Origin of the sequence: Microbacterium testaceum StLB037, assembly GCF_008763945.1 — a bacterium.
GTDB lineage: Bacteria > Actinomycetota > Actinomycetes > Actinomycetales > Microbacteriaceae > Microbacterium > Microbacterium testaceum_G.
Genome location: NZ_VTQH01000001.1, coordinates 928,944 through 950,112, shown reverse-complemented (window position 1 = coordinate 950,112; position 21,169 = coordinate 928,944). Strand labels below are relative to the sequence as shown.

The following is a 21,169-nucleotide window of genomic DNA, read 5'->3' as shown; positions in this document are numbered from 1 at the left end:
TGGTGGATGAATCCCGGCTTCGGTCTGCTGGGGAGGAGCCTCCGCGGATCGCACGCTCAGACTGCGCGGGTATCCTCGAAACCATGGACGAGACCTGGACCGCGATGCTGTGGGCGATTCTGCCGACCCTCGTGGTGTCCGTGGTGTTCTTCTTCATCCTTCGCAACGTCATCCGCATGGACCGCACCGAGCGCAAGGTCTACTCCCGCATCGAAGCGGAGGAGCGCGCCAAGCGCGGTCTCCCGCCGGTCGCGCGCTCGGGCGAGGGTCCCGCGGCCTGACAAGTCCCCGGCCTCTGTCGGAGGCCGTCGCTACGCTGGGTCCACAACCCGTCCAGGAGGACCCGTGCTCAACGCCACGTTCGACGCGAGCTGGCTCGTCATCACGCTCTTCGTCGTCGATCTCGTGGTGCGCATCGCGGCGATCATCATCGTCCCGCGTAACCGTCGTCCGACGGCGGCGATGGCCTGGTTGCTGGCGATCTACTTCATCCCCTTCGTCGGGGTCTTCCTCTTCCTCCTGATCGGCAACCCGCGCCTCCCGCGCAAACGGCGACGCAAGCAGGCAGCGATCAACCAGTACATCCACGACACCAGCGCGTCGCTCGACTTCGGCACCCTCCGTCCCCACGCTCCGCAGTGGTTCCGCGCGCTCGTCCAGCTCAACCGCAACCTCGGTGCCATGCCGATCGCGGGAGACAACGCCGCCACGCTGATCGCCGATTACCAGCGAAGCCTGGATGCCATGGCCGAGGCCATCCGCACGGCCGAGCGCTACGTGCACGTCGAGTTCTACATCCTGCAGACCGACGAGTCGACCGACAACTTCTTCCGGGCCCTCGAGGAGGCCGCGGAGCGCGGCGTCGTGGTGCGCGTTCTGCTCGATCACTGGGCGAACCGGGGAAAGCCGTTCTACAAGCAGACCCTCCGCCGCCTCGACGCGATGGGCGCGCACTGGCACCTCATGCTGCCCGTTCAACCCCTGCGCGGTCGCTACCAGCGGCCCGATCTGCGCAACCACCGCAAGCTCCTCGTGATCGACGGCGACGTCGCCTACATGGGTTCGCAGAACGTCACGGACTCCTCGTACAACCTCCGCAAGAACATCCGTCGGGGCCTGCACTGGGTCGATCTGATGGTGCGGGTCGAGGGCCCCGTGGTCGCGAGCATCAACGCGGTGTTCCTCTCGGACTGGTACAGCGAGACCGATGAGACCCTCCGCGACGAGATCGACCTGTTCAGCGTGACCTCCGGTCCCGGAGACCTCGACTGCCAGGTCGTCCCCTCGGGCCCCGGGTTCGACTTCCAGAACAACCTGAAGCTGTTCCTCGGGCTGCTGTTCGCCGCGAAAGAGCGCATCATCATCGTCAGCCCCTACTTCGTCCCCGACGAGGCCCTGCTGCTCGCCATCACCACCGCGTGTCAGCGGGGCGTCCACGTGGAGCTCTTCGTCTCAGAAGAGGGCGATCAGGCGATGGTCTATCACGCCCAGCGGAGCTACTACGAGGCGCTGCTGCACGCCGGCGTCGTCATCTGGATGTACCGCAAGCCGTACATCCTGCACAGCAAGAGCGTCACCATCGACGACGAGGTCGCCGTCATCGGTTCGAGCAACATGGACATGCGCTCGTTCGGTCTCAACCTCGAGGTGTCGCTGCTCGTCCGCGGTGAGGAGTTCGTCCGCGACATGCGTCAGGTCGAAGACCACTACCGCACGCTGAGCCGCCAGCTCACGATCGAGGAGTGGCGTCGGCAGCCCCTGCGGTCGACCATCCTCGACAACCTGGCCCGCCTCACGTCCGCCCTGCAGTGACGCCTCGCGGCGCTCGCCGCCGGCATCCAGGTATCTCCGACATCATGGATCGCGACTCGCCCCGGAGGTTCTCATGACCCGTCACCGCCTGACCGTGCTCGGCCTGATCGGCGCCGGGCTCCTCGCCGCCGGCGCCCTCACCGGATGCGCCACGGGAGCGTCTGCGCCTTCTTCGGGCGGAGCCTCCTCGACGCCGGATGCCACGGGCTCGACGCTCTCCGCCGAGATCGGGGCGGCGTGGGTGGACGGTGGCCGATCCGTCGCCGTCGTCACGACCGGGAGCTCCACGTGTCCGCCGGTCGTGAGCGGGGAGCCGAGCGCGTCCGGCACGACGATCACCGTCGACCTCGCCGCATCGCCGCGGGAGAACTGCACACGTGACATGGCACCGAGGGCGACCCTCGTCAGCCTCCCAGCGGGCGTCGAGCCGAGCACCGACCTCGCCGTCGCGGTGACGGGGGAGGTGGAGGGGAGGGCGCTCCTCTCCGGGCTCGACCCCGTTCCCGCGACCCCCGCCGAGTTCACACCGTCGGCCGGTTGGGTGAACGATTCGCTCGTCGCGATCGTGACCTACGGCAGCTCGTCGTGCGTCCCCTCGGTCGAGGCGGTCACCGCGGCCGGATCCGAAGTCGCCGTCCAGTTCGCCACGCCGCCGGCCGACCAGGTCTGCACGATGGACATGGGCCCGCGCGTCACCCTCGCCGACATCGGACGCGAGGCGGGCTCGGGTGCGGCGTCGCTCGTGCTCTCCGGCGGCGGCGTCACCACCGACGCGCCCATCCCCGTGCTCGGCACGCGCTGACGCCGGTCGTCGGGGCGGGCGTCAGTGCTCGACGACGAGGAGGTCGCCGACCTCGCACTCGAGGGCCCGGCAGATCGCTGACAGCGTCGAGTAACGAATCGCCCGGGCGCGGTCGTTCTTCAACACCGAGAGGTTCACGACCGAGACCCCGACGAGCTCGCTGAGGCGGGTGAGCGTCATGCCGCGGGCCTCGAGCAGCTCATCGAGACGGCAATGGATGCCCGTGGGGCCGTCGTCCGTGGTAGCGGGGGTCATACGAGACCCTCGGTGTCCCGTCGCAGGCGGTCGCCGATGGCGAACACCGTGCCGGCGAGTGCGACGACGAAGGCGACGGCGAAGATGCTCAAGAGATCGACGGTTCCGATGACGCCGCGATCGTAGGTCCCTCCGGACAGGAGCGCGAGGGCTCCGTTGACCGCCATGTTGTGGAAGAACGGCACGAGGTACATCCCCGCGATGGCGACGATGCCCGCGGCGGTCACGAGCGCCGTGTGACGACGGGAGAAGATCCGGCCGCGGAGGATGCCGAAGCAGAGGATGAGCAGCAAAGTCACCACCGTCACCATCGCCACGGCGAACAGCGCGTGACTGATGACGAGCGCACCGAGGGCGGCGGGTTGGAGGGACTCGACCGTCACGGACGCGGTGTCTACGGTGACGGTCACCGGTGTTCCGTCGGGGCCCAAGGGCGCCTGCGCCTCGGTGGCGAGGAACGGAGCCGAGAGCGTGATGTCACGGTTGGGGAGAGCGCGCGCGATGTCTCCCACTGCCTGTACGACGGCGGCGACGGCGATCGCGACACCGCCGATCAGGAACAGCACGAAGCCGAACGTGTCGGCGCGGGAGAGGACGCGCGAGGCGGGGCGGGGGGATGCCATGATCGCTCCTTATCGATGATCGTTATTATCGGTTATCGATAAACTAACGACTATCGATGTGTTACGCAAGACCGGACGTCACGGCGGTATGCCCACGGCGAACACGGGGCTCAGGCCTGCGACCGCTGGTTACTCTCGATGTACGGCGCGCGGAGGCGTGCCTGTCAGCCCATTTTTGGAGGGACTGAGGATGTTCGAGAGATTCACCGACCGTGCTCGTCGTGTGGTTGTACTCGCCCAAGAAGAGGCGAAGATGCTCAACCACAACTACATCGGAACCGAGCACATCCTCCTGGGCCTCATCCACGAGGGTGAGGGTGTTGCTGCCAAGGCGCTGGAGTCGCTGGGCATCTCGCTCGACGCCGTCCGCGAGCAGGTGCAGGACATCATCGGCCAGGGGCAGCAGCAGCCGACCGGCCACATCCCCTTCACGCCCCGTGCGAAGAAGGTGCTCGAGCTGTCTCTGCGCGAAGCGCTGCAGCTGGGCCACAACTACATCGGCACCGAGCACATCCTGCTCGGTCTGATCCGCGAGGGCGAGGGCGTCGCCGCGCAGGTGCTGGTCAAGCTCGGCGCCGACCTCAACAAGGTCCGCCAGCAGGTCATCCAGCTGCTCTCGGGCTACCAGGGCAAGGAGCCCGCGGGCGTTGCGACCGGCGCCGGCGAGCAGCAGTCGTCGGGAGCGCAGGGCGGCTCGGCCGTTCTCGACCAGTTCGGACGCAACCTCACGCAGGCCGCGCGCGACAACAAGCTCGACCCCGTCATCGGGCGCGAGAAGGAGATCGAGCGCGTGATGCAGATCCTGTCGCGCCGCTCGAAGAACAACCCCGTCCTCATCGGCGAGCCCGGCGTCGGAAAGACCGCCGTCGTCGAGGGCCTGGCGCAGGCCATCGTCAAGGGCGATGTGCCCGAGACGCTCAAGGACAAGCAGGTCTACTCTCTCGACCTCGGCTCGCTCATCGCCGGTTCCCGCTACCGCGGTGACTTCGAAGAGCGGCTCAAGAAGGTCACGAAGGAGATCCGCACGCGCGGCGACATCATCGTCTTCATCGACGAGATCCACACCCTCGTGGGTGCCGGAGCCGCCGAGGGTGCGATCGACGCGGCATCCATCCTCAAGCCCCTCCTCGCCCGCGGTGAGCTCCAGACCATCGGTGCCACCACGCTCGACGAGTACCGCAAGCACTTCGAGAAGGATGCCGCTCTCGAGCGCCGCTTCCAGCCGATCCAGGTCGCCGAGCCGAGCCTGCCCCACGCGATCAACATCCTGAAGGGGCTGCGCGACCGCTACGAGGCGCACCACAAGGTGCAGATCACCGACGGTGCGATCGTCGCCGCCGCGAACCTCGCCGACCGCTACATCTCCGACCGCTTCCTGCCCGACAAGGCCATCGACCTGATCGACGAGGCCGGCGCCCGCCTGCGTCTGTCGATCCTGTCGTCGCCGCCCGAGCTGCGCGAGTTCGACGAGAAGATCGCGAAGGTCCGCGAGCAGAAAGAGCAGGCCTCCGAGGACCAGGACTTCGAGAAGGCCGCGGCTCTGCGCGACGAGGAGAAGTCGCTGCTCGCCGAGCGTCTGCGCCTCGAGAAGCAGTGGCGCTCGGGTGACGTCGCCTCCCACGCGGTGGTCGACGAGGGCCTGATCGCCGAGGTGCTCGCCCAGGCGACCGGCATCCCGGTGTTCAAGCTCACCGAGGAGGAGTCCAGCCGGCTCATGTTCATGGAGAAGGCCCTGCACCAGCGGGTCATCGGCCAGGAAGAGGCGATCGCGGCCCTCTCGCGCACGATCCGTCGTCAGCGTGCGGGTCTGAAGGACCCCAAGCGTCCGAGCGGCTCGTTCATCTTCGCCGGCCCCACGGGTGTCGGAAAGACCGAGCTCGCCAAGGCGCTCGCCGAGTTCCTCTTCGACGACGAGGGTGCGCTGATCTCCCTCGACATGTCGGAGTTCGGCGAGAAGCACACCGTCTCGCGTCTGTTCGGTGCCCCTCCCGGGTTCGTCGGCTTCGAAGAGGGTGGGCAGCTCACCGAGAAGGTGCGCCGCAAGCCGTTCTCGGTCGTCCTCTTCGACGAGATCGAGAAGGCTCACCCCGACATCTTCAACTCGCTGCTGCAGATCCTCGAAGAGGGTCGCCTGACCGACGGTCAGGGTCGCGTCATCGACTTCAAGAACACCGTGATCATCATGACGACGAACCTCGGTTCGTCGGCGATCGCCGGTGGCCCGGTCGGTTTCCAAGTCGAGGGCAGCGCGCAGACCTCGTACGAGCGGATGAAGGGCAAGGTCGACGAAGAGCTCAAGCGGCACTTCAAGCCCGAGTTCCTCAACCGCGTCGACGACGTGATCGTCTTCCCGCAGCTGAACAAGGACGAACTCCGTCAGATCGTCGGCCTGTTCGTGAAGCGTCTGGCCGATCGTCTGCTCGACCGCGACATGACCGTCGAGCTGTCGGACGACGCCAAGGACAAGCTCATCGAGATCGGCTTCGACCCGACCCTCGGTGCTCGTCCCCTGCGTCGCGCCATGCAGCGCGAGGTCGAGGACCGTCTCAGCGAGAAGATCCTGCACGGAGAGCTCGAGTCGGGCGACCACGTGAAGGTCGGCGTCGAGAACGGACAGTTCTCGTTCGAGACCAGCCCGCGTGGCGAGAAGGTCGCGATCGGCGTCGGAACGGCGGGCGAGATCGCCGCCACCCCCGACACTCTCGCGGGTAACTGATCGCGTAGCGAACGAATGGCCCGGATGCCACGGCATCCGGGCCCTTCGTCGTTGCGGCGTACGCTGGGACGATGACCTCTCCCGCGCCGTTCGTCGTCCGCCCCGCCGGAACCGCCGACGTCCGACGCATCCACGAACTGCTCGAGCCGTTCGTGCAGAAGCGCATCCTGCTGGGCAAAGACCTCGTCGTGCTCTACGGCTCGGTGCAGCAGTTCGTCGTGGCCGAGGCCGACGGCGTGGTCATCGGGTGCGGTGCGCTGCACGTGATGTGGGAGGACCTCGGCGAGATCCGCACGCTCATCGTCCACGACGACTGGCTGCACCACGGGGTCGGACGCGCGATCGTCGAGACGCTCGAGGACCGCGCGCGCGAGCTCGGTGTCTCCCGGCTGTTCTGCCTGACCTTCGAGGTCGATTTCTTCACCCGTCGCGGCTTCGCCGAGATCGGCGAGCAGGTCGTCGACCCCGACGTGTACTCGCAACTCGTGCGCAGCCCCGACGAGGGCGTCGCCGAGTTCCTCGATCTGGCGCACGTCAAGCCGAACACGCTCGGCAACACCCGGATGTTGAAGCAGCTGTGAGCTCGCGCCGCTGAGCGTGCCGTGGCGCGAGCGTCCAGCCGCGCCGCCTACCCTGGAAGCATGACCGATGCCCCCCGTAGGCGGAGGCAGTCCCCGGCGGTCTACCGTCGTCGTCGTCTCGCTGCAGGGCTCCTCGCGCTGCTGGTGATCGGCCTCGTCGTGTGGCTCGTGGCGGCTCCCCCGTGGCGTGCCGCTCCCACCGCCGAGGCGACCCCCGCCCCCGCCGCGAGCAGCTCCGCCGTCGCGGCGTCGACGACCGCACCCGCGGCGTCCGCGCCCGCTTCCGCAGCACCCTCCGCCTCGCCGACGCCGACCGCTCCCGCCGGGCCCGTCGAGTGCACGGCGGGCGACATCACCGTCGAGGCGCTGTCGGACAAGAGCGAGTACGGACAGGGCGAGAACCCCCAGCTCTCGATCAAGCTCACCAACACCAGCGCGAACCCGTGCACGATGAACGTCGGCACCAGCGCGCAGTCGTTCACCGTGACGAGCGGGTCGGACGTCTGGTGGCGCTCGACGGACTGCCAGTCCGAGCCGAGCGACATGGAGGTGACGCTGGCCGCGGGGCAGGTCGTCACCAGCTCCGCGCCCCTCACCTGGGACCGTACGCGCTCCTCGGTGAGTTCGTGCGGCGGCGAACGGCCCTATGCTCCCGGCGGCGGATCGACGTACCACTTGAGCGTGTCGATCGGCGGCATCCCCTCGTCCGGCACCGCGTCGTTCATCCTGCGCTGAACGTCACGAGGGGCGGATGCCGGTTGGCATCCGCCCCTCGTCGTTCCCGGTCTCAGGACCGGGGGTTCTTCCCGAACACCTCGCCCTCCATGGCGTCGTAGCCCTCCTTCTGGGGGTCGCCGTGCAGCCCGCCCGACAGGGCGTACTCCTCCTCGGGGGAGAGCACGAGACGGTGGCGTCCGTAGACGGCGAAGGCGATGAAGATCACGGCGTAGACGACGATGATCGCCACGATGGCGAGCAGGTACGTCGGGTTGAAAAGCAGTCCGAAGAAAACGACCGCGGCGATGACGGCGGCCGAGTAGGCGCCGAACAGGCCCCACGGGCTCTTGTACGGGCGCACCGCGTTCGGGAACTTCCGCCGCAGCACGATGAAGGCGACCATCTGCAGGAAGTACGCCAGCACGGCACCCCAGACGGCGATGTTCAGCACGATCGCACCCGCGGGACTGGAGTCTCCACCGGCCGCCTGCACGACGACCAGGGCGACGAAGCCGAGCAGGGCTCCGAAGACGAGCGCCACCCAGGGGGTCTTGCGCGCTCCGGTGAGCGACAGCCAGCGGGGGTAGTACCCGGCGCGCGAGAGCGAGTACATGTTGCGCCCGTAGGCGAACATGATCCCCATCAGGGATGCCAGGAGCCCGACGAGCGCGAGGAGAGACAGCAGGGCCGCGGCCTGGTCGCCGACCATCGCGCGGAAGCCGTCGAGGAGGGGCTCGAGCGAGCCGCCGGTCTCTTCCGCGCCGAGGACACCGGTGTTGAGGAACAGCACGATGAGGCCCGTGACGATGAGGGTGCCGCGTGCCCACAGGCCGGCGCGCGGGATGTCGCGGGCCGGGTCGTGCGATTCCTCGGCGGCGAGGGGGAGTTCCTCGATGCCGAGGAAGAACCACATCGCGAAGGGGAGCGCCAGGAGGATCGACCCGACGCCGAAGGGGAGGAACTCGGTGTTGCCGTCGGTGGGGGCGATGTTCCACAGCGAGCCCCAGTCGAAGGCACCGGTGAAGAGAGACATCGCGCCGAAGACCACGATGATGCCGATCGAGATGATCGACACGACGATGGCGAAGCCGAAGGAGATGTTCGCCCCGGCGGCGTTGAGGGCGATGAACAGCGCGTAGAGGATGATCCACCAGACGAAGGCGGGAAGACTCACCCCGGTCAGCAGCTCGAGCGCCGAGTCGGCGTACTGCCCCGAGAAGTAGACGACGACGGCGGTGGTGGCGACGTATTCGATCGTCTCGGCGAGGCCGGTCGCGAGGCCTCCCCACGGGCCCATCGCGGAGCGTGCGAACGAGTATGCGCCGCCGGTGTGGGGCATCGCGGCGGCCATCTCTCCGATTGAGAAGGTGAGGCCGTAGTACATCACCACGAGGATGACGAAGGCGATGAGCATGCCGCCGAAGCCGGCGAAGCCGATGCCGAAGTTCCAGCCGGAGAAGTCGCCCGAGATGACGGCGGCGACGGCGAGACCCCACAGACCCCACACGCCGGCCGAGCGTTTCAGTGTGCGTTTCTCAAAGTACGTGGCGTCGGTGGCGGTATAGGTGGCTCCGGCGACCTTTTTATGGGAGTTGCTCGAGGTGGACATGGGACCTCCAGACGGGTGCGGACAGGCTTCGGGGTCGCCTTGCGGGAAATCATGGCCTTCTATTGGTCGACCTGTCTACCTTTGACGTGTAAGTTCCTCGTTACGTCCTGCGCTCGAGGGGGCGTGGACACCGCGAGAGGGAGACCATGGCGGGCAATCTCAGCAGCGAAGAACTGGACGCCGCGATCGAGGCGGGCGAGATCGACACCGTGGTCGTCGCCTTTCCCGACGCGCAGGGGCGGCTCGTCGGCAAGCGCGTCGCCGCGCGTTTCTGGCGCGACGAGGTGCGCGGGCACGGAGCCGAGGCGTGCAACTACCTGCTCTCGGTCGACGTCGACCTCAACACCGTCGACGGCTACGCGATGTCGAGTTGGGAGAAGGGCTACGGCGACATGCTGCTCGTCCCCGATCTCGAGACCCTCCGCACGATTCCCTGGCAGCCCGGAACGGCGCTCGTCTTCGCCGACCTCGCGTGGGAAGACCGCGCGCACGTCGCGCAGTCGCCCCGCGGAATCCTGAACGCGCAGCGTGCACGGCTCGCCGAGCGCGGGCTCACCGCCTACGCCGGGACGGAGCTGGAGTTCATCGTCTTCGACGACTCGTTCCGCGACGCCTGGGCGAAGGGGTACACGCAGCTGACGCCCTCGACCGACTACAACGTCGACTACAACCTTCTCGCCACCACCCGGCTCGAGCCGCTGCTGCGCGACATCCGCCTCGGCATGGACGGAGCGGGCATGTACTGCGAGGGCGTGAAGGGCGAGTGCAACTTCGGCCAGCAGGAGATCGCCTTCCGCTATGCCGAGGCACTCGAGACCGCGGACAATCACACGCTCTACAAGAACGGGGCCAAGGAGATCGCCGACCGGCACGGCAAGTCGCTGACGTTCATGGCGAAGTTCAACGAGCGCGAGGGCAACAGCTGCCACATCCACCTCTCCGTGCGCGGCGACGACGGCGCGGCGGTCATGGCGGGTGACGGCGAGCACGGGTTCAGCCCCCTGATGGGGCACTGGATCGCCGGCATCCTGGCCACCCTGCGCGAATTCACGCTGCTGTACGCGCCCACGATCAACTCGTACAAGCGGTACGCGAAGGGATCGTTCGCCCCGACCGGTGTCGCCTGGGGCGTCGACAACCGCACGTGCGCCCTGCGCGTGGTCGGTCACGGCTCCTCGCTGCGGGTGGAGAACCGCGTGCCCGGGGGAGACGTGAACCCGTATCTGGCGATCTCGGCGATCATCGCGGGGGGCTTGTACGGGATCGAGAACGAGCTGGAGCTGCCCGCACCGCTCACCGGCAACGCCTACGCCGCGGGCGTCGACACCCTGCCGACGACCCTGCGCGAGGCCGCCCGTCTCTTCTCCGAGTCGAGCATCGCCCGCGCGGCCTTCGGTGACGAGGTCGTCGAGCACTACCTGAACCAGGCGCGCATCGAGGTCGAGGCCTTCGACGCCGCCGTGACCGATTGGGAGCGGGTGCGTGGTTTCGAGCGCCTCTGATCCGAGCAGGACCCCCGTGGTGGGGCTCACCACCTACCTCGAGCGCGCGAAGCAGGGCGTGTGGGATGTGCGCGCCTCGTTCCTGCCGCAGCAGTACTTCGACGCCGTGACCGCCTCGGGCGCCACCGCCGTGCTGCTGCCCCCGCAGCCGCGGCCCGAGCAGGCCGCCGACGCGGTGCTGGAGGGCCTCGACGGGCTCATCCTCACCGGCGGTCTCGACGTGCAGCCCGAGCTCTACGGTGCCGAACGCCACCCACTGACCGACCCCGCTCGCGCCGACCGGGACGCGTGGGAGATCGCGTTGCTCGCCGGGGCGCGGGAGCGCGGCATCCCGGTCTTCGGCATCTGCCGGGGACTGCAGCTCATCAACGTCGCGATGGGCGGCACGCTGCACCAGCACCTGCCCGAGGCGCTCGGCACCGAGCGCTACCGGATCGGTGGCGGCGTCTTCGCCGAGAACACGGTGGAGGTGGATGCCGACACCCGGCTGGCCGGTCTGGTCGGGGCTGGGCCGCTCACCGTCCACAGCTACCACCATCAGGGCGTCGACCGCGTCGCCGACGGCCTGCGGGTCACCGCGCGGACCGACGACGGGCTCGTGCAGGCGGTCGAGGTGGACGGCGACGACTACCTGGTCGCCGTGCAGTGGCATCCGGAGGAGAACGCCGAGGATCGGCGGCTCTTCCTCGGGCTCGTCGCCGCCGCCGCGCGACACCGCGCCTCACATTCCCCCGAGCACCAGGAAGTCACCGTATGAGCACCTTCACCGTCACGAACCCGTCGACCGGGGCGCCGATCACCACCCTGGAGAGGGCGGACATCGCGCAGGTGGATGCCGCCGTCGCCGACGCCGTCCGCGCGCAGCGCGCGTGGGCCGCCCTGGCCCCGGTCGCCCGGGCCGATGCGCTGCGCGCCTTCGCCCGGGTGGTCGAGACGCACGTCGAGGAGCTCGCCGCTCTCGAGGTGCAGAACTCCGGGCACCCGATCGGCTCCGCGCGGTGGGAGGCCCAGCACGTCGCCCAGGTGCTGAACTATTACGCCGGTTCGCCCGAGCGCCTGATCGGGTCGCAGATCCCGGTCGCCGGCGGCCTGGATGTGACCTACCACGAGCCCTACGGCGTCGTCGGGATCATCGTGCCGTGGAACTTCCCCATGACCATCGCAGCGTGGGGCTTCGCCCCCGCGCTCGCGGCGGGCAACGCCGTGGTGCTCAAGCCTGCGGAGCTCACCCCGCTCACCGCCGTGCGGCTCGGGGAGCTCGCGCTCGAGGCGGGGCTCCCGCGGGGCCTGTTCCAGGCGATCGTGGGCTCGGGTTCGGTCGTGGGTCAGCGCTTCGTCTCACATCCCGACGTGCACAAGGTCGTCTTCACCGGATCGACCGAGGTCGGCACCGAGGTGGCGGCCGGCTGCGCGCAGTTGCTCAAGCCCGTGACCCTCGAGCTCGGCGGCAAGAGCGCCAATATCGTCTTCGCCGACGCCGACCTCGAGAAGGCCGCCGGGGGCGTACCCGGCTCGGTGTTCGACAACGCCGGTCAGGACTGCTGTGCGCGCAGCCGCCTCCTCGTGCAGCGGAGCGTCTTCGACCGCTTCCTCGAGATGCTCGAGCCGGCGGTCGCGTCGTGGAAGGTCGGTGACCCGATGAATGAAGACACCCAGATGGGGCCGCTCATCTCGGCATCCCACCGCTCCTCCGTCCAGGGATTCCTCGACGGGGCCGACGTCGCGTTCCGCGGATCGGCGCCCGAGGGGGACGGCTTCTGGTTCGCCCCCGCCGTGGTGCTCGCGCAGCCGGGCGACCGGATCGCGCGCGACGAGGTCTTCGGTCCCGTGCTGGCCGTGCTGCCGTTCGACGATGAAGCGGATGCCATCCGCCTCGCCAACGACACCGCCTACGGTCTCGCCGGCTCGATCTGGACCGAGAGTCTGGGCCGCGGCATCCGGGTCTCCCGCGGTGTGCGCAGCGGCGTGCTGTCGGTGAACTCGCACTCGTCGGTGCGCTACTCCACGCCCTTCGGTGGCATGAAGGCCTCGGGCCTCGGTCGCGAGCTGGGTCCGGATGCCGCCGAGCACTTCACCGAGACGAAGAACGTCTTCTACGCCACCGAGTGACCGCCCCGCCCTCCTCTGCCCCTGCCCCCTCGTCCCCGTTATGACACCCCTCGTCCCACTTCTCGCTTCTTCAGAGGCTCTGAACCAGCCATAAGTGGGACACGGTTCGGCGTGAAAGGAACCACCGCACCATGACCATCGACCTCACCCAGCGTCTGCGCGATCGCGTCGCCATCGTCACGGGAGGAGCGAGCGGCATCGGCCTCGCCACCGCCCGCCGGTTCGCGGCGGAGGGCGCGCGCGTCGTGATCGCCGACCTCGACGAGACCACCGGCACGGCCGCCGCCACCGAGGTGGGCGGTGTCTTCCGCCAGGTGAACGTCGCCGACGAGGACTCCGTGAACGCCCTCTTCGACGGTGTCGCCGCCGAGCTCGGCGGCGTCGACATCGCCTTCAACAACGCCGGCATCTCGCCCGCCGACGACGACTCGATCGAGACGACCGAGCTCCCCGCCTGGGACAGAGTGCAGGACGTGAACCTCAAGAGCGTGTACCTGTGCTCGCGCGCGGCTCTGCGGCACATGGTGCCGGCCGGTCGTGGGTCCATCATCAACACCGCCTCGTTCGTCGCGCTGCTGGGCTCGGCGACCTCGCAGATCTCGTACACCGCGTCGAAGGGCGGTGTGCTCGCGATGACCCGCGAGCTCGGCGTGCAGTTCGCGCGCCAGGGGATCCGCGTCAACGCGCTGTGCCCGGGACCGGTCAACACCCCGCTCCTGCAGGAGCTCTTCGCCAAGGACCCCGAGCGCGCGCAGCGCCGCCTCGTGCACGTGCCGATGGGCCGCTTCGCGGAGCCGGAGGAGATGGCCGCGGCCGTGGCCTTCCTGGCATCCGACGACGCGTCCTTCATCACCGCGACGGCGTTCGTGGTGGACGGGGGGATCACCAACGCCTACGTGACCCCGCTCTGAGCGTGACGTGACAGGCTGAGAGGGTGAGCGAGGCGCCCCTGGACGACCTGCGGCGGGCCGTCTATCGACCCGTTCGCAGCGGGAACGCGCTCGAAGACACCACGGCCCGCATCGTGCAGACCGTGCGCCTCGGGCTCGTCGCGCCGGGGGAGTCGCTTCCCGCCGAACGCGAGCTCGCCGCGCTGTACGGGGTGAGCCGCGACACAGTCCGCGAGGCTCTGCGGGAGCTCTCGGATGCCGGGTGGCTCGAGACCCGGCGAGGTCGCTACGGCGGCACCTTCGTCGTCGACCCCGTGCCCCGGCCGTCGGAACCGGCGGTGGTCTCGGCCGCCGAGCTCGCGGACGTCATCGCCCTGCGGGGAGTGCTCGAGCCCGGGGCGGCGTGGGCGGCGGCCGCGCGGTCGCTGTCCGCCGAGGAGCGCGACGTGTTGTGGGCGCGACACGAAGCGGCCGCGCTCGCCGACGGGGAGGACTACCGCCGACTCGACACGCTCCTGCACCTGACGATCGCGGAGCTCGCCGGCATCCCCTCGCTCCCTCCCCTCGTAGCCGACAACCGCGCGCGCGTGAACGCCTGGCTCGACACCTTCCCCCTGCTGCCGCGCAACATCGAGCACTCGACCGCGCAGCACGCCGCGGTGGTGTCGGCGATCCTCGCCGGGAGGCCGGATGCCGCCCACGCGGCGATGCGCGACCACCTCGCCGGGTCGGAGGCGTTGCTGCGGGGGTTCTTGGCGTAAAGCTTGCCGCGGTTCGGCCGGGTGTTTCTGGCGCCGTGTGAGAGGCCCCCAGGCGCGCGGCCCGGTGGGGAGCGAGGTTTGGGGCGGATCCTGCACTCTGGGGCGGGGGATGTCCGCCCCGAACGACGGGATCCGCCCCGAACTCTCGATGCGGCCGGGGCGCCCGCCGCGATTAGGCTCGGAGGATGGCCGCAGGCAAGAAGCGCAAGGGGAAGAAGCTCGACATGGACTTCAAGAACACCGCGCTGACGGATGCCCTGCAGACGCAGGACATGGCCGCGATCGCCTTCGCTCTGCGCCACGGGCCGACGGTCGTGCCCCTGATGACGGCGGGAGACGCCGACAACCCGCTCAGCGTCGGCGAGGTGTGGACCTACCGCGACCCGAACACCGGGCAGGTGGCCCTTCTGCTGTTCAGCGATGCGGCCCACAAGCCCGAGACACTGCCGCCCCACGTGGCCCTGCAGTCTCCGCAGTGGCTGCGGACGTTCCTCGGAACGCATCAGGATGCCATCACCACGGTGTTCATCGACATCGCCGGGCCGCACCCCATCCAGGCATCGCCAGCCGACCTGATCGCCGCGCTCGACGCCTGAGGCGCGGGAAGGTTCCGGGTGCGCGTTCGGACTCGCGTGTGCGGGCGACGCGTGCAAGACTCGGGGCCATGGAGTACCTGATCGCCGGTGCCGTGTGCGCCGCCGGACTTGTCATCCCCGCCGTGCTGGGAATGACCTCCCCGCACCGCCGTCGCCGGTCGGCTCCTCCGGGACGCTGACCCCGGGCTCAGCCCGCGCCGACGATCCCGGCCTCGATCCGTGCCGCTGACCCCGGGCTCAGTCCGTGCCGCTTACCCGTGCCTCAGCCCGCGCGGCAGACCCCCGGCCTCGGCCCGCGTATCTGACCTCGGGCTCAGCCCGCGCCGACGATCCCGTCCCTGATCAGCTCGGGGGTGCGGGTGGCCTCCGTCAGAACCCCGGTTCGCTGTCGTCGCGCGGCATGCCCCGCACCTGCAGCTCGTTGAGGGCCTGCGCGAGCTTGCGGGACGAGGCGTCGAGCACCGTGTGATAGCCGAGGCGCTTGGCCTCGGACGCGCGCTGGGCGGCCTGGGTGACGTTGCGGATCTCACCGGTGAGCGTGAGTTCGCCGATGGCGGCGAGACGCTTCGAGACCTTGCGGTTCTTCACGGCGTTCGCGACGGCGATCGCGATGGCGAGGTCGGCCGCGGGTTCGACGAGGCGCACGCCGCCGACCGTCGAGACGTAGACATCGCGGTCGGACAGGGTCAGCCCCATTCGGCTCTCGAGCACCGCGAGCACCATCGCGACGCGCGACGAGTCGACGCCGTTGACGATGCGGCGCGGGTTGGGGGCGGTCTGGCGCACGGCCAGCGCCTGGATCTCGACGGGAAGGGCGCGCCGCCCCTCCATCGCTATGGTGACGCAGGTGCCGGGTTCGGGTTCGCCGTGACCGAGGAACAGCGCGCTCGGGTCGGCGACCTCGGCGATGCCCGTGCCGGTCATGTCGAAGCAGCCGACCTCGTCGGTGGGGCCGAAGCGGTTCTTCAGCGCGCGGACGAAGCGCAGCGACGTCTGGCGGTCGCCCTCGAAGTGGCAGACGACGTCGACGAGGTGCTCGAGGATGCGGGGACCGGCGATCGAGCCGTCTTTCGTGACGTGGCCGACGATGATGATCGGCAGGCCCCGTTCTTTCCCGACACGGATGAGGGCGGATGCCACCTCGCGCACCTGCGCGGGCTGACCGGCCGCGCCGTCGCTGTGCGCCGACGACACCGTCTGCACCGAGTCGACGATGAGCAGGCCCGGCTCGACCTGGTCGATGTGGCCGAGGATGGTGGCGAGATCGGTCTCGGCCGCGAGGAAGAGCTCGTCGTGCAGGGCGCCGGTGCGCTCGGCGCGCAGCCGCACCTGGGCCGCGGATTCTTCCCCACTCGCGTACAGCACGCGTCGCCCGGCGCGCGCGCTCTGGGCCGCGACCTCGAGCAGCAGCGTCGACTTGCCCACGCCCGGCTCGCCGCTGAGCAGGATGGCGGCGCCGGGGACGATGCCGCCGCCCAGCACGCGGTCGAACTCGCCGACCCCGCTCGTGCGGCGCGGGGCGTCTTGCGTGTCGATCTCGGTGATGCGGCGGGCGACGCGCCCGGCCCCCGGAACGACCGGCGTGATCGAGCGGACGATGCCCGTCTGCTCCGCCGCCTCGACCACGGTTCCCCAGGATTGGCACTCGCCGCAGCGTCCGACCCACTTCAGCGTCGTCCATCCGCACTCGGTGCACCGGTAGGGCGCGGGGGCTGCAGCGGGACGTCGGGATGCCATGCGCCCAGGCTACGCGGGGCCTCTGACATCGCCGCGTCGGGGTCCCGGCATCCGGAATCGAACCGAGGCCACCGCACCTCCGATAAACGCCCTCTGCACTGGAAAACGCTCTCGGAGGGCGTTTCTCGGTGCAGCCCGCGTTTATCGCAGCGGTGGGGGCCGGTGGCTCAGCCGCGCAACGACTCGGCGACCGTCGTCAGGGCGTCGGCGGAACGACGCAGCAGCGTCAGCTCCTCGGTCGAGAACGGGGTCGCGGGCAGGGGCACGGCCCCGCGCGCCGAGACGATCGAGGGGACCGACAGCGCGGTGCCGCCGATGCCGTGGAAGTCGTCGAGCACCGTACTGACCGGGAGGATCGCGTGCTCGTCGCGCAGGATCGCCTCGACGATCCGAGTGCTCGACAGGCCGATCGCGTAGTTGGTCGCGCCCTTGCCCTTGATGACCTTGTAGGCAGCGTCGCGCACGTCGACCGCGATCGCGTCGAGCTCGGCCTTGTCGAAGCGGGTGCCATCGGGCAGCTCGAAATGCGTGATGGGGACGGAGCCGATCGTCGCCGTCGACCACAGCGGGAACTCGGTGTCGCCGTGCTCGCCGACGATCCAGGCGTGCACGCTCGAGGTCGCGACCCCGGCGCGCTGGGCGATCTTCCACCGCAGGCGCGAGGTGTCGAGCACGGTTCCGGAGGCGAAGATGCGGGATGCCGGCAGCCCCGTCGCCTGCTGAGCGAGGACGGTGAGCACGTCGCACGGGTTCGTGACGATGACGTACACGGCGTTCGGGGCGACCTCGAGGAGCTTCGGCATCATGTCGCCGATGATGCGGGCGTTCGTTGCGGCGAGCTCGGTGCGCGTCTGGCCGGGGTTCTGCTTGGCGCCGGCGGTGATGACGACGACGTGCGAGCCCTCGGCGACCGCGACGTCGGCGCCGCCCGTGATGTCGCTCGACCCCGTGAACTGCGTGCCGTGGGCGAGGTCGAGCACCTCGGCCTCGACCTTCTCGGCGGCGATGTCGTAGAGGGCGACGTGCCGCGCCGACCCGCGGATGAGGGCCGCGTACGCGACGCTCGCGCCCACGCTCCCGGCCCCCACGACCGTCAGCTTCGAGTTCTCGATCACGCTCATGGCTCGATCCTGGCAGCGGGCGCGGGCACCTTCCAGCGGGGTTATTCGACGGTGGATGAACGGATGCCGCGGGCTCCCGGCTCGCGCGGACGGAGCGCGGAACCCCCGGGCTTCGGACTGCCCCCGGGTCGGGGCGGTGGGATGGGCCCACGGTTTGCGGGGCCGGGTCCCCGGGCCGGGCTCCGGAGAATTCAGGGTCGCGAGGCTCGGGCGGGGCCGGGGGCCGGGGCGGACCCGCGGTATATACGGAGCGCAGCACGCGCCGACCGGCGGACGCGCGGGCCGTGGAGCGGCGCCGATTCGCGGCATCCGCAACTCTGTCGTAAGCTGTTCGGCGGTGACGTGTCCGAGCGGCCGAAGGTGCAACACTCGAAATGTTGTGTAGGTTCACCCCTACCGTGGGTTCAAATCCCACCGTCACCGCCAGATCACCGAGAACGGCGTCCCTCACGGGGCGCCGTTCTCGCGTTTCCGCAGCGGCATCCTGGGGGCGCGGAGATCCCTGCGGACGTAGGCTCGAACCATGAAGGGTCTCACCGGGGAGACCGGGCTGCTCGTCGGCTCGGGCGCTGCCACGCTCGCCGCGATCGTCGGCGCCGTCGTGCTGCATCTTCTGGACGAGCCCGCCTGGGGCGAGGCCTGCGTGGTGGGGGCGTCGGTCTCGATGGTCATCATCATCGTCGTGCTCGTCGTCGAGCGACGTCGGGATCGGCGTCGATTGTCGGAGTTCGCCGACCTCGACTCGCGGCGCGCCGACCAGGCCGCGGTGCTCAGCCACGAGATCCGAACGCCCCTCGCCATCATCCAGGGGGCCGCCGAACTCCTCGCCGAGGAAAGCGCGGGCACCCTGACACCTGCGCAACGCAAATTCGTGCGTCGCATCGGCGACAACGCCGTGCGCATGCACACGTTCGCCGAGCAGATGTTGATTCGAGCCCGCTTGGAGGCGGGGCTGTTCACCCTCGATCGTGCCGTGGTCGATCTGCGCGTCCTCGTCAGGGACGTCGTCGAGGAACTCTCGCAGATCTCCGACGCGACGATCGTCCTCGTCGCGCCGGGTGCCCCGGTGAGTGCGCCGGTCGATGCGCAACTCGTGCGCCAGGTCATCATCAACCTCATCAACAACGCCGCCACCAGCATCGCTGCGAGCGGTGAGGTCGAGGTCCGCATCGCCCCCGGGGAGGACGAGGTACTCATCTCCGTCAGCGACAGCGGGACGGGCATGACCGAGGCCCAGCGGGAGCAGCTGTTCCGGCGGTTCGTCAGCGGGCGCCCGCTCGGAAACGGCACGGGCATCGGGCTCTTCATCTCTCAGCAGTTCGTGAAGCTGCACGGGGGACGCATCTACGTCGACACGATCACCGGCAAGGGAACGACGATGATGCTGGCCTTGCCCCTGAACCCGCCGGATGAGGGGCGGCGCGCACACCCGTCGCTCGGACGATGGCGCGCGAGAGGTCGCCCGCGGGGTATCGCGATGGGGGCGGCATGACAGAGAACGGCCCCCTCGCCTTCGTCGTCGACGACGAACGCGCGATGCTCGATATCGCCACCTTCGCGCTCGAGACGCAGGGTTTCCGCACCGAGGCCTTCGTGTCGGCCGAGGTGGTCTGGCAACGGCTCTCCCAGGTGAGGCCCGATCTGGTCCTCCTCGACGTGATGCTCCCCGGTGTCTCCGGCATCACCCTCTGCCGGCGGATCAAAGCCCAATGGGACATCCCCGTCATCCTGGTGACCGCGAAGGGGGAGGCCGCCGACCGTATCGCCGGTCTCGAAGCGGATGCCGACGACTACGTCGCCAAGCCCTACCATCCGCGCGAGCTCGCGCTGCGGGCTCAACGTCTCGTCAGGCGCAACGACGCGTTACTGAGCGCGCCGACGGCGGCCGGAGTGATCACGCTCGACCCGACGAATCACGGCGCCGTCATCGACGCGAAGAGCATCGCGCTCACGATCAACGAGTTCAAACTGCTCAGCGCGCTCGTGGCGCGTCCCGGCGTCGTGCTCGACTTCGGTCAGCTCCTCCTGCTGGGGTGGGGGGAGTCCGACCGGCTGGGCAGCCGGGAGATGATCAAGGCGGCCATCTATCGACTCCGGCACAAGCTCGACTCCACGGTTCCGGGAAGCTCGGCGGTGATCGAGGCCGTCCGAGGAGCCGGCTACCTCCTGCGTACCGAGTGAGGTTCGGTGACGCGACTGTCACCGAGCGTCACCGCTTCGTCACGTTCTGAACCCCGCGCGATTCCTAGTGTGAGCACATCCCGAAAACAAAGGAGTTCTCTACGATGGATCGCCGAATCTACGCAGCCGCCGCCACAGCGGCTGTCGGCATGCTCGCTCTCTCCGGCTGCGCGACGTCCGCGGGCGGTGACGGCAGCGGCAAAGACCCCGTCACCTTCATCTGCAGCCCGCAGGAAGACTGGTGCCAGGTCGTTGCGGCCCAGTTCACCGCCGCAACCGGTTACGCCGCCAATTACGTCCGACTCAGCGGCGGCGAGGCTGTCGCCCGCCTGACGGCGACCGGTGACACCCCCGAATTCGACGCCTGGTTCGGAGGGGGAGCCGAAGGGCACCTCGCCGCAGAGCAGGCCGGTTTCATCGAGGCGTACGACTCCCCGAACGCCGACGCCATCCCCGCCGAGTACAAGGACCCCGACGGTCTCTGGACCGGTGTGTACGTGGGTGCACTGAGCTTCTGCTCCAACACCGACATCCTGAAGGAGATCGGTGCGTCCGCTCCCGCGTCGTGGGCGGACCTCCTCGACCCGAAGTTCCGCAGCAACATCGCGATGGCCCACCCGGGCACCTCGGGAACCGCCTACGCGGCGCTCTGGTCGCAGGTCGACCTGGACGGCGGCGACCAGGACGAAGCCCTCGGATACTTCCGCAAGCTGCACTCGAACATCCTGCAGTACAGCAAGAGCGGCAGCGCTCCCGGTCAGATGGCCGGGCGAGGCGAGGTCGCGACGGGGATCATCTTCGCTCAGGACTGCCAGAAGTTCATCAATGAAGGTTTCACCAACCTCACCACCACCTTCCCGAAGGAGGGGGCCGGGTACGAGGTCGGCGCCGTGTCGCTGATCAAGAACGCTCGTAACCCCGAGGGAGCCAAGGCGTTCATCGACTGGACTCTGACGGCCGAGGCGCAGGATCTCGCCGCGACGGTCGGAAGCTACAGCGTGCCCACGAACCCGGACGCGACGATCACCGACGACATGGTGGATCTGTCGAAGCTGAACCTGCTGCACTTCGACATCGAGGCGGCCGGTGAGGCGCGCAACCAGTTGACGCAGCGTTTCGACGCGGAGGTGGCCCCCGCTCCGAAGGAGTAGAGGCCC

At 69.1% G+C, this 21,169-nt stretch carries 20 protein-coding genes and 1 tRNA gene; 16 read left to right on the top strand and 5 right to left on the bottom strand.

Translation table 11 applies throughout. The features are described 5' to 3' along the window. Nucleotides 1-83 precede the first annotated feature (83 nt). From F9B98_RS04445 to F9B98_RS04435, 3 genes are all read left to right on the top strand, one after another. Nucleotides 84-281 (top strand): hypothetical protein, encoded by a 198-nt coding sequence (locus F9B98_RS04445; RefSeq protein WP_150953388.1) that lies wholly within the window; start codon nt 84-86, stop codon nt 279-281. 64 nt (nt 282-345) lie between these two features. Further along, entirely contained in the window at nt 346-1,812 is a 1,467-nt protein-coding gene (cls, locus tag F9B98_RS04440) for a cardiolipin synthase (protein ID WP_150953385.1), read from the top strand. Between the two features lie 73 nt (nt 1,813-1,885). Next, nucleotides 1,886-2,614, top strand: coding sequence for a hypothetical protein (locus F9B98_RS04435; protein WP_150953382.1), 729 nt, complete (start codon nt 1,886-1,888; stop codon nt 2,612-2,614). A 21-nt stretch (nt 2,615-2,635) separates the two neighbouring features. Here F9B98_RS04435 and F9B98_RS04430 read toward each other — a convergent pair whose 3' ends face one another. Further along, nucleotides 2,636-2,869 (bottom strand): helix-turn-helix domain-containing protein, encoded by a 234-nt coding sequence (locus F9B98_RS04430; protein WP_150953379.1) that lies wholly within the window; start codon nt 2,867-2,869, stop codon nt 2,636-2,638. Beyond that, nucleotides 2,866-3,492, bottom strand: coding sequence for a hypothetical protein (locus F9B98_RS04425; protein ID WP_150953375.1), 627 nt, complete (start codon nt 3,490-3,492; stop codon nt 2,866-2,868). The genes F9B98_RS04430 and F9B98_RS04425 overlap by 4 nt, the downstream gene beginning before the upstream one ends. Nucleotides 3,493-3,682: 190 nt before the next feature. Between F9B98_RS04425 and F9B98_RS04420 the strand changes: the two genes are divergently transcribed. The 3 genes from F9B98_RS04420 (at nt 3,683) to F9B98_RS04410 (ending at nt 7,524) form a co-directional block, all read left to right on the top strand. Beyond that, complete coding sequence (locus tag F9B98_RS04420) at nt 3,683-6,208, top strand: ATP-dependent Clp protease ATP-binding subunit (RefSeq protein WP_150953372.1); 2,526 nt, start codon at nt 3,683-3,685, stop codon at nt 6,206-6,208. A 71-nt stretch (nt 6,209-6,279) separates the two neighbouring features. Then, on the top strand, nt 6,280-6,789 hold the full coding sequence (locus F9B98_RS04415) for an amino-acid N-acetyltransferase (RefSeq protein ID WP_150953369.1): 510 nt from the start codon (nt 6,280-6,282) through the stop codon (nt 6,787-6,789). A 60-nt stretch (nt 6,790-6,849) separates the two neighbouring features. After that, nucleotides 6,850-7,524: a hypothetical protein gene (locus F9B98_RS04410; protein WP_191966664.1), complete on the top strand. Its 675-nt coding sequence runs from the start codon at nt 6,850-6,852 to the stop codon at nt 7,522-7,524. A gap of 52 nt (nt 7,525-7,576) precedes the next feature. On the opposite strand, the gene F9B98_RS04405 is transcribed toward F9B98_RS04410, so the two are convergent. Further along, entirely contained in the window at nt 7,577-9,115 is a 1,539-nt protein-coding gene (locus F9B98_RS04405; RefSeq protein ID WP_150953366.1) for an amino acid permease, read from the bottom strand. Nucleotides 9,116-9,261: 146 nt separating this feature from the next. Here F9B98_RS04405 and F9B98_RS04400 point away from each other — a divergent pair, with 146 nt between their 5' ends. From F9B98_RS04400 to F9B98_RS04375, 6 genes are all read left to right on the top strand, one after another. After that, nucleotides 9,262-10,617 carry a glutamine synthetase family protein gene (locus F9B98_RS04400; RefSeq protein WP_150953363.1) on the top strand — a complete coding sequence of 452 codons (1,356 nt, stop codon included), beginning with the start codon at nt 9,262-9,264 and terminating at the stop codon, nt 10,615-10,617. Further along, nucleotides 10,598-11,374, top strand: a complete 777-nt coding sequence (locus F9B98_RS04395) for a gamma-glutamyl-gamma-aminobutyrate hydrolase family protein (RefSeq protein WP_150953360.1) — start codon at nt 10,598-10,600, stop codon at nt 11,372-11,374. The genes F9B98_RS04400 and F9B98_RS04395 overlap by 20 nt, the downstream gene beginning before the upstream one ends. Next, entirely contained in the window at nt 11,371-12,726 is a 1,356-nt protein-coding gene (locus F9B98_RS04390) for an aldehyde dehydrogenase family protein (RefSeq protein WP_150953357.1), read from the top strand. Before F9B98_RS04395 ends, F9B98_RS04390 begins: the two co-directional genes overlap by 4 nt. Before the next feature lie 131 nt (nt 12,727-12,857). Then, complete coding sequence (locus tag F9B98_RS04385; RefSeq protein WP_150953354.1) at nt 12,858-13,637, top strand: 3-oxoacyl-ACP reductase; 780 nt, start codon at nt 12,858-12,860, stop codon at nt 13,635-13,637. Nucleotides 13,638-13,660: 23 nt separating this feature from the next. Beyond that, the gene (locus F9B98_RS04380; RefSeq protein ID WP_150953351.1) at nt 13,661-14,377 is read left to right on the top strand and encodes a FadR/GntR family transcriptional regulator; all 717 of its coding nucleotides are present in this window, start codon (nt 13,661-13,663) and stop codon (nt 14,375-14,377) included. A 185-nt stretch (nt 14,378-14,562) separates the two neighbouring features. Beyond that, a complete protein-coding gene (locus F9B98_RS04375) occupies nt 14,563-14,973 on the top strand; it encodes a dehydrogenase (RefSeq protein WP_150953349.1) in 411 nt (136 codons plus the stop codon). 369 nt (nt 14,974-15,342) lie between these two features. Here the strand turns inward: F9B98_RS04375 and radA are convergent, their stop codons facing one another. Beyond that, entirely contained in the window at nt 15,343-16,710 is a 1,368-nt protein-coding gene (gene radA / locus F9B98_RS04370; RefSeq protein WP_150953346.1) for a DNA repair protein RadA, read from the bottom strand. A 167-nt stretch (nt 16,711-16,877) separates the two neighbouring features. Then, nucleotides 16,878-17,831, bottom strand: coding sequence for an L-lactate dehydrogenase (locus F9B98_RS04365; protein WP_150953343.1), 954 nt, complete (start codon nt 17,829-17,831; stop codon nt 16,878-16,880). Between the two features lie 336 nt (nt 17,832-18,167). Here F9B98_RS04365 and F9B98_RS04360 point away from each other — a divergent pair. From F9B98_RS04360 to F9B98_RS04345, 4 genes are all read left to right on the top strand, one after another. Continuing rightward, nucleotides 18,168-18,257 (top strand) — tRNA-Ser (locus F9B98_RS04360). Nucleotides 18,258-18,354: 97 nt separating this feature from the next. Continuing rightward, on the top strand, nt 18,355-19,323 hold the full coding sequence (locus F9B98_RS04355; RefSeq protein ID WP_150953339.1) for a sensor histidine kinase: 969 nt from the start codon (nt 18,355-18,357) through the stop codon (nt 19,321-19,323). Next, nucleotides 19,320-20,012: a response regulator transcription factor gene (locus tag F9B98_RS04350; protein WP_150953336.1), complete on the top strand. Its 693-nt coding sequence runs from the start codon at nt 19,320-19,322 to the stop codon at nt 20,010-20,012. The genes F9B98_RS04355 and F9B98_RS04350 overlap by 4 nt, the downstream gene beginning before the upstream one ends. Nucleotides 20,013-20,161: 149 nt before the next feature. Then, complete coding sequence (locus tag F9B98_RS04345; protein WP_225310216.1) at nt 20,162-21,163, top strand: ABC transporter substrate-binding protein; 1,002 nt, start codon at nt 20,162-20,164, stop codon at nt 21,161-21,163. Nucleotides 21,164-21,169: the final 6 nt, after the last annotated feature.